The 7,000-nt window shown below is 63.6% G+C and carries 6 protein-coding genes and 1 pseudogene; 4 read left to right on the top strand and 3 right to left on the bottom strand.

What is annotated here, in order from left to right; all coding sequences use genetic code 11:
* Nucleotides 1–1,008 (bottom strand): annotated as a pseudogene (locus tag DKT70_RS13810) (hypothetical protein); the annotation flags it as partial.
* Nucleotides 1,009–1,131: 123 nt separating this feature from the next.
* Nucleotides 1,132–1,590: a Fe-S cluster assembly transcriptional regulator IscR gene (gene iscR, locus DKT70_RS13805; protein ID WP_072298463.1), complete on the bottom strand. Its 459-nt coding sequence runs from the start codon at nucleotides 1,588–1,590 to the stop codon at nucleotides 1,132–1,134.
* A 178-nt stretch (nucleotides 1,591–1,768) separates the two neighbouring features.
* Here iscR and DKT70_RS13800 point away from each other — a divergent pair, with 178 nt between their 5' ends.
* On the top strand, nucleotides 1,769–2,431 hold the full coding sequence (locus DKT70_RS13800; RefSeq protein ID WP_111559689.1) for an alpha/beta hydrolase: 663 nt from the start codon (nucleotides 1,769–1,771) through the stop codon (nucleotides 2,429–2,431).
* A gap of 13 nt (nucleotides 2,432–2,444) precedes the next feature.
* The gene (locus tag DKT70_RS13795; RefSeq protein ID WP_111559688.1) at nucleotides 2,445–3,578 is read left to right on the top strand and encodes an HD domain-containing protein; all 1,134 of its coding nucleotides are present in this window, start codon (nucleotides 2,445–2,447) and stop codon (nucleotides 3,576–3,578) included.
* A gap of 34 nt (nucleotides 3,579–3,612) precedes the next feature.
* Here the strand turns inward: DKT70_RS13795 and DKT70_RS13790 are convergent, their stop codons facing one another.
* Nucleotides 3,613–4,752 carry a Hint domain-containing protein gene (locus DKT70_RS13790; RefSeq protein WP_233490591.1) on the bottom strand — a complete coding sequence of 380 codons (1,140 nt, stop codon included), beginning with the start codon at nucleotides 4,750–4,752 and terminating at the stop codon, nucleotides 3,613–3,615.
* 204 nt (nucleotides 4,753–4,956) lie between these two features.
* On the opposite strand from DKT70_RS13790, the gene DKT70_RS13785 reads away from it, so the two are divergent.
* Both DKT70_RS13785 and purQ read left to right on the top strand, forming a co-directional pair.
* Nucleotides 4,957–6,168, top strand: a complete 1,212-nt coding sequence (locus DKT70_RS13785) for an NADP-dependent isocitrate dehydrogenase (RefSeq protein ID WP_111559687.1) — start codon at nucleotides 4,957–4,959, stop codon at nucleotides 6,166–6,168.
* A gap of 126 nt (nucleotides 6,169–6,294) precedes the next feature.
* Nucleotides 6,295–6,963 carry a phosphoribosylformylglycinamidine synthase subunit PurQ gene (gene purQ / locus DKT70_RS13780; protein WP_111559686.1) on the top strand — a complete coding sequence of 223 codons (669 nt, stop codon included), beginning with the start codon at nucleotides 6,295–6,297 and terminating at the stop codon, nucleotides 6,961–6,963.
* Nucleotides 6,964–7,000: the final 37 nt, after the last annotated feature.

Here is a 7,000-nt window from a genome sequence, read left to right as displayed (position 1 = left end):
CATGGACTGCCAGCCGATGGCCGAGGCACCGGGGCCGGTCGCGACGGACTCACCACCGACTGCGGTGGTCGAGGGTCCGTTGGCCGCAGCGGTGTCGCCGATGGCCAGCGCGTCGGTGCCGTTTGCGATGCTTTCATTGCCGATGGCGGTCGACAGATCAGTCTGCGCATCGGCGTTCTCGCCAATGGCCAGCGAACGGACGCCCTGCGCGGTGGCAAGGTGACCAAAGGCCTGGGCGCGTTCAGCGGTCGCCATGGACTGCCAGCCGATCGCCGAGGCACCGGGGCCGGTCGCGACGGATTCGCCGCCGACAGCGGTGGTCGAAGGGCCGTTGGCCGCAGCGGTATCACCGATGGCCAGCGAGCGCACGCCCTGCGCGGTGGCAAGGGGACCAAAGGCCTGGGCGCGCTCAGCGGTCGCCATGGACTGCCAGCCGATCGCCGAGGCACCGGGGCCGGTCGCGACGGATTCGCCGCCGACAGCTGTGGTCGAAGGGCCGTTGGCCGCAGCGGTATCACCGATGGCCAGCGCGTCGGTGCCATTGGCGATGGTCTCATTGCCGATGGCGGTCGAGAGGTCGCTTTGGGCATCGGCGTTCTCACCAATGGCCAGCGAGCGCACGCCCTGCGCGGTGGCCAGATGTCCAAAGGCCTGGGCGCGTTCGGCGGATGCCATGGATTGCCAGCCGATGGCGGATGCACCCGGTCCGGTCGCGACGCTCTCGCCGCCCACGGCGGTGGTCGAGGGACCCGACGCCATGGCGACGCCGCCAATGGCCACGCCGTCGACCGCCGTTTCATCGGTCATCGCACCATCGCCGATGGCGACCGAGAATTCACCATCCGCAGTCGAATTCACGCCGCATTCCACCGAATTGGTGCCCGCGCCCGTGTTGCAATCCGCCGTGGTATCGGCCCGCGCGAGCCCTGCGCCGCCGATCAGCGCGACAAACGCGACGCTGCCGTAAAGCGTCGCGATCTTCATGGAGTGTTTCGGGGTGGCTGACATGACGTTCTCCTCATCCGATGTGCACCAAGGCCCGTTCGTGGCCTCTGGCACCGATGACTCGGGCCGGAGGTGACCGGATGCACGCCGGATCAAAAAAACTTCATCACCCCGTGAACGGGTGGATCATTCGTCCACGACGTTCAGGATCTTGGGCAGCGCGGGGCAGGGCAGCAGCTGGTTCTTGGCCACGTCCGCCAGGCTGTGATTGTGCAGGAACACATAGACATGCGCCGAGAGGCTTTCCCAAAGCCGGTTCGACAGCGTCTGCGCCCGCGACCCCGAGATGCCCCCCGAAGCGCCGGCCCCGATATGCATGGCGCTGACGGTCTCATCGACCGCCTCGAGGATTTCGGCCACGCGGATCGTTTCGGGTGCGCGCGCAAGGCGATAGCCGCCGCCCGGACCCCGCACCGATGACACCAGCCCCGCGCGGCGCAGGCGCACGAACAGTTGTTCCAGATAGGGCAGCGAGATGTCCTGCCGGTTCGATATTTCGGCCAGCGAGGTCAGTTCGTCGTTCTTGGCGATGGCCAGATCCACCAGCGCGATGATGGCGTAACGCCCCTTGGTCGACAGTTTCATGGCACAGCCTCTTTTAAGCGGCACCGAAACATGTGCCTTGCATTGACGGGCGCCGTCATCGCGCGCTATGCCCAGCCCAGCATGTTTCTTGCCAAGTCCGCGCGGGCTTCCCAGATATCCCGTCTAGAAGCCATGCGCGCAAGCGTCAAGAAACCCGAAAGCCCTGTGAAGGAAGACCATGCCCGAGCTGATTTTCCCCGGCCCCGAAGGCCGTCTCGAAGCGCGCTACCACCCCCAGCCCGGCAAGCCCGACGCGCCCATCGCCATCGTTCTGCATCCGCACCCCCAGTTCGGCGGCACGATGAACAACCGCGTGGTCTATAACCTGCACTATGCGTTCCATCGCATGGGCTTTACCGTCATGCGCTTCAACTTCCGCGGCGTGGGCCGCAGCCAGGGCGAATTCGACCAAGGGGTCGGCGAATTGTCCGATGCCGCATCGGCGCTGGATCACCTGCAGTCGATGAACCCCAACAGCAAGCATTGCTGGGTCGCGGGTTTCAGCTTCGGCGCCTGGATCGGGATGCAGCTGCTGATGCGCCGTCCCGAGATCACCGGCTTCATCAGCGTGTCGCCGCCCGCGAACATGTATGATTTCAGCTTCTTGGCACCGTGCCCGTCTTCAGGGTTGATCGTGAATGGCACCGCCGATCGCGTGGCGCCCCCCAAGGACACCCACACGCTGGTGGGCAAGCTGCGTGAACAAAAGGGCATCACCATCACGCATGAAGAGATCGAAGGCGCCGATCACTTCTTCCGCGACGACGAGGCCCACATGAAGCCGATGATCGACCTGATGCAGACCTATGTCCGCAAGCGTCTGACCGAAACCACGCGCTGAGGACGCCTTGCCAATGACCAACCGGATCGGCCAGCATGTCATTTTCCTGTGCGAGGCCGACCGGTTGAAATCCGTCACCCGCGCCAATGTCCTGATGGACCTGTCGCGGGACGAAAACAGCGCCGAACACAGCTGGCACGTCGCGCTTTACGCGATGGTCTTCGGTGCCAGCGACCGCGCCATTGCCATGCTGCTGATCCACGACCTGGTCGAGATCGACGTGGGCGATCAGCCCATCCACTTGGACCATGACGTCGCCGCCCTGAACCGGGCCGAGCTTGCCGCCGCCCGCCGAATCTTCGGCCTGTCGCCCGATGCCGACCGTCTTCTGACGCTGTGGTCCGAATTCGAATCCCACGGGTCTGATGACGCGGTGATGGCCAAGCGGATGGACCATGTGCATCCCCTGTTCCAGGTGATGCAGGCGCCCCGGCCTGTGGCCGAGCATGTGGATATCGTGCGCGACAACCTGGATCGGGGGCGCGCCGCGCGTCTGAACCACGAATGGCCGCAGATCATTCAGGCGGCGCGGCTGCTGCTGGCGGGCCAACCCTTGCCGGATGATGATCTGTCCCGCCGCTTGGCCTTTTTGGCCGAGGCCGATCAGCTGAAATCGGTTCATCGGGCCAATACGCTGATCGACCTGTCGCGCCATGAAAACAGCGCCGAACACAGCTGGCATCTGGCGCTTTACGCGCTGGCCTTTGCGGATCTGGCGGGTCCCGGCGTGGATATCGGTCGCGTCATCCGCATGCTGCTGATCCATGATCTGGTCGAGATCGACGTGGGTGACGTGCCGCTGCATTCGGCGGGGGGGCAGGCGCATGGTTCGGCGCAGATCCAAGCCGACGAAGCCGCCGCCGCCCGCCGCATCTTCGGCCTGCTGCCCGCGGGACAGGGGGCCGAGTTCCTGGCCCTGTGGCAGGAATTCGAAGAACAGCAGACCCCGGACGCGATCTTTGCCAAGGGGCTGGATCGCGCCCAGCCCGCTATCCAGCATCTGCATGCGGGCGGTTTGGGTTGGATCGAATATGACGTGTCGCTGGCACAAATGGAAACGCGCGTCGGACAACCTGTCGGACGCGCGTCATCGGATTTGTGGGGTTGGCTTCACGACCGGCTGGCGCGTCACTTCGCCGCCGCCTGAACCGCAGCCCGACCGTGGTCGGGCTGCGTCAGAATCAGGATGCCAGCGGTTGCTTGTTGGCCACGTGGCGCGACACCATCTGCCGCACCTTGGCGCCGCGTGCAAAGGGCCGCGCGGTCTGGGGCGATGCCATCAGAACGCCGGGGAAGATCGCCTCGATCTCGGCTACCGCCTTGGCGCCAAGCGCGCGCAGGGCCTGCGGGCCGGGATAGAGCGATTCGCTGTCGGCACCGTTCGACACCACGACCTCGTGTGCGTCGAACATCAGGTGATGATAGGTGATCGAGGTCACCGCGGCATCGACGTCAATGCCCGGCAATTCGGTCAGATGCTTGGCCGGAACCAAAACCTCGAGCGCGCCGAACATCCGCTGAGCGATGGCCGAACGGACCAGGATGCGATGCTGGGGCGACACGACCAGGTCGGCTGCGGGCATGTTCGCACCCAGTGCGCCCGCCTTGATGCGGATCGGCAGCAGCTTGGGCTTGGCGGCCAGGTCGATGGCATCCAGATGGCTGACACCGGCCCAACGCAGCGGCTGGAAGCCATTGTCGCGGGTCCAGACCATGTCGCCGACCCGCAGGGCCTCGACGGCGATGTCGCCCTTGTCGGTGCGGATCAGGGTGCCGGCAGCAAAGCAGACGATGTCCAGATCAAAGATGCTGGGCTTGAAGGAAACCTGCGCGACATAGGTCGAACTTGGCTGCGGATCCGCTTCCAGAACCTCGACCGAATGCAGTTGCGTGATGTCTTTCCAAGAATCGACAGTTTGCAGTGCCGGGCGGAAGAACATGTCGCCGTTATACATCTGCATCATCACGCCGGACTGATCCTGCGTCGTGCCATCAGGCAGGGTGATGCGGTAATTGACCTTTGCAAACCCGGTGATCGCGCTTTTGACAGCCGTTCCCGAGGTGGGTGATGTATAATTCATCACGCTGTAACCGTCAGGGTGATGGTTATAGGTGGTCGCCCAGACCTTGGTGCTCTGGTTGTCGATGCCGACGAAACGATCTTGGGCCGTGACGGTCACGGCGCTGATTTGATTGGGGCCGACCGCTTTGTATCCGTTCAGGCTGTCAGCCTGAGCATCGGTCATGGTGGTGTTCCAATCCGCATTGATCTGCGGCTTGTTGCCGAAGTACATCCACGTCGCGCTGCTGTAAGAGGTCATCATGAAACCTTCGGTGCTGGTAAAGTTGTCTCCTAGCAGTTCCGCGGCATTTGTTCTATTTGTACACCTTTATATGTTTACACAAATTCGTGTCCAATTGTCGGCAGCGTTGGCATGGTTCGCATACAATTGCATACCGTCTTCCCAAGCAGCCCCATTCGGGCTATAGGCGGGGCATCCAATTCAAACGCCAAGGGGGACCCCATGTCGAAGATCAAGGTCGCAAATCCCGTCGTCGAGCTTGACGGCGATGAGATGACGCGGATCATCTGGGACTTCATCAAGCAGAAGCTGATCCTGCCCTATCTGGACATCGACCTGAAATACTATGACCTGGGCATCGAGGAGCGTGACCGCACCGACGACCAGATCACGATCGATGCGGCCGAGGCCATCAAGAAATACGGCGTTGGCGTCAAATGCGCGACCATCACCCCCGATGAGGGCCGGGTCGAGGAATTCGGCCTGAAGAAGATGTGGCGCAGCCCCAACGGCACCATCCGCAACATCCTCGGCGGCGTCATCTTCCGCGAACCCATCATCTGCCAGAACGTGCCCCGCCTGGTGCCGGGCTGGACGCAGCCGATCATCGTCGGTCGTCACGCCTTTGGTGACCAGTATCGCGCCACCGACTTCCGCTTTCCCGGCAAGGGCAAGCTGACGATCAAGTTCGTCGGCGAAGACGGCGAGACGATCGAGCATGAAGTCTTCGACGCCCCGTCCTCGGGCGTGACGATGGCCATGTACAACCTGGACGATTCGATCCGCGACTTTGCGCGTGCTTCGATGAACTATGGTCTGTCGCGCGGCTATCCGGTCTATCTGTCGACCAAGAACACCATCCTCAAGGCCTATGACGGTCGCTTCAAGGACCTGTTCCAGGAAGTCTACGAGGCCGAGTTCGAGGACCAGTTCAAAAAGGCCGGTATCCATTACGAACACCGCCTGATCGACGACATGGTCGCATCGGCGATGAAATGGTCGGGCGGCTATGTCTGGGCCTGCAAGAACTATGACGGCGATGTTCAGTCCGACACCGTCGCGCAGGGCTTCGGCAGCCTGGGCCTGATGACCTCGGTGCTGATGACGCCCGACGGACAGGTTGTGGAATCCGAAGCGGCCCACGGCACGGTCACGCGCCACTACCGCGAGCACCAGAAGGGCAATGCGACCTCGACCAACTCGATCGCGTCGATCTTTGCCTGGACGGGCGGCCTGAAGCACCGCGCGAAACTGGACGACAACGCCGAGCTGCTGAATTTTGCGCAGACGCTGGAGCGGGTGACCGTCCAGGCCGTGGAAGACGGTCACATGACCAAGGACCTGGCGCTGCTGGTCGGCCCCGACCAGAAGTGGCTGACCACCATGGGCTATCTGGAAAAGGTGGACGAATACCTGAACAAGGCTCTGGCCTAAGTCGGAACCGCGAAGGGGCCGGGCGCATCGCCCGGCCCCTTTCGCATGAGGGGGGCCGGTGGCCCCTTTCTTCGTGGGAAAAGCTGCGCTATGTCCCGCCCATCCCCGCTGACAGGAGTCCTTGCGATGAAAGCCGCCGTCGTCACTTTCCCCGGATCGAACTGCGACCGCGACCTTGCCGTCGCGCTGGAACAGGCGGGGGCCGACGTCACCCGCGTCTGGCACAAGGATGACAGCCTGCCCGAAGGCATCGACCTGGTGGGCGTCCCCGGCGGCTTTTCATTCGGCGACTATCTGCGTTGCGGAGCCATTGCGGCCCAATCGCCCATCGCGGTGGCGCTGCGGGCCCATGCGGCCCGTGGCGGCTATGTACTGGGCATCTGCAACGGCTTCCAGGTCCTGACGGAACTGGGCCTGCTGCCCGGCGCGCTGATGCGCAACACCGGCCTGACCTTTCTGTGCAAGCCCACGACCCTGAAGGTGGCCACCGCCGACAGCGCCTTCACCGCGGGCTATGACAAGGGCCAGCAGATCAGCATCCCCGTCGCCCACCATGACGGCAACTATCAGATCACCGCCGACGGGCTGGCGCAGCTGCAGGATCAGGACCGCATTGCCTTCACCTATGCCCCCGCCGTCAACGGATCTGTCCAGGATATCGCGGGCGTGCTGTCGGAAAACCGTCGCGTGCTGGGCATGATGCCCCACCCCGAACGCGCGGTCGATCCGGTCACCGGCGGCACGGATGGCGCAGCCCTGTTCCGGGGGCTGGTCGACGCGCTTGCCCATGCCTGACTTGAGCCGCGCGCCGGTTGGTCCTAGATTGCGTCAG

Source organism: Paracoccus sediminilitoris, from assembly GCF_003259195.1.
GTDB lineage: Bacteria > Pseudomonadota > Alphaproteobacteria > Rhodobacterales > Rhodobacteraceae > Paracoccus > Paracoccus sediminilitoris.
This window is presented reverse-complemented; position numbering and strand designations above follow the sequence as displayed.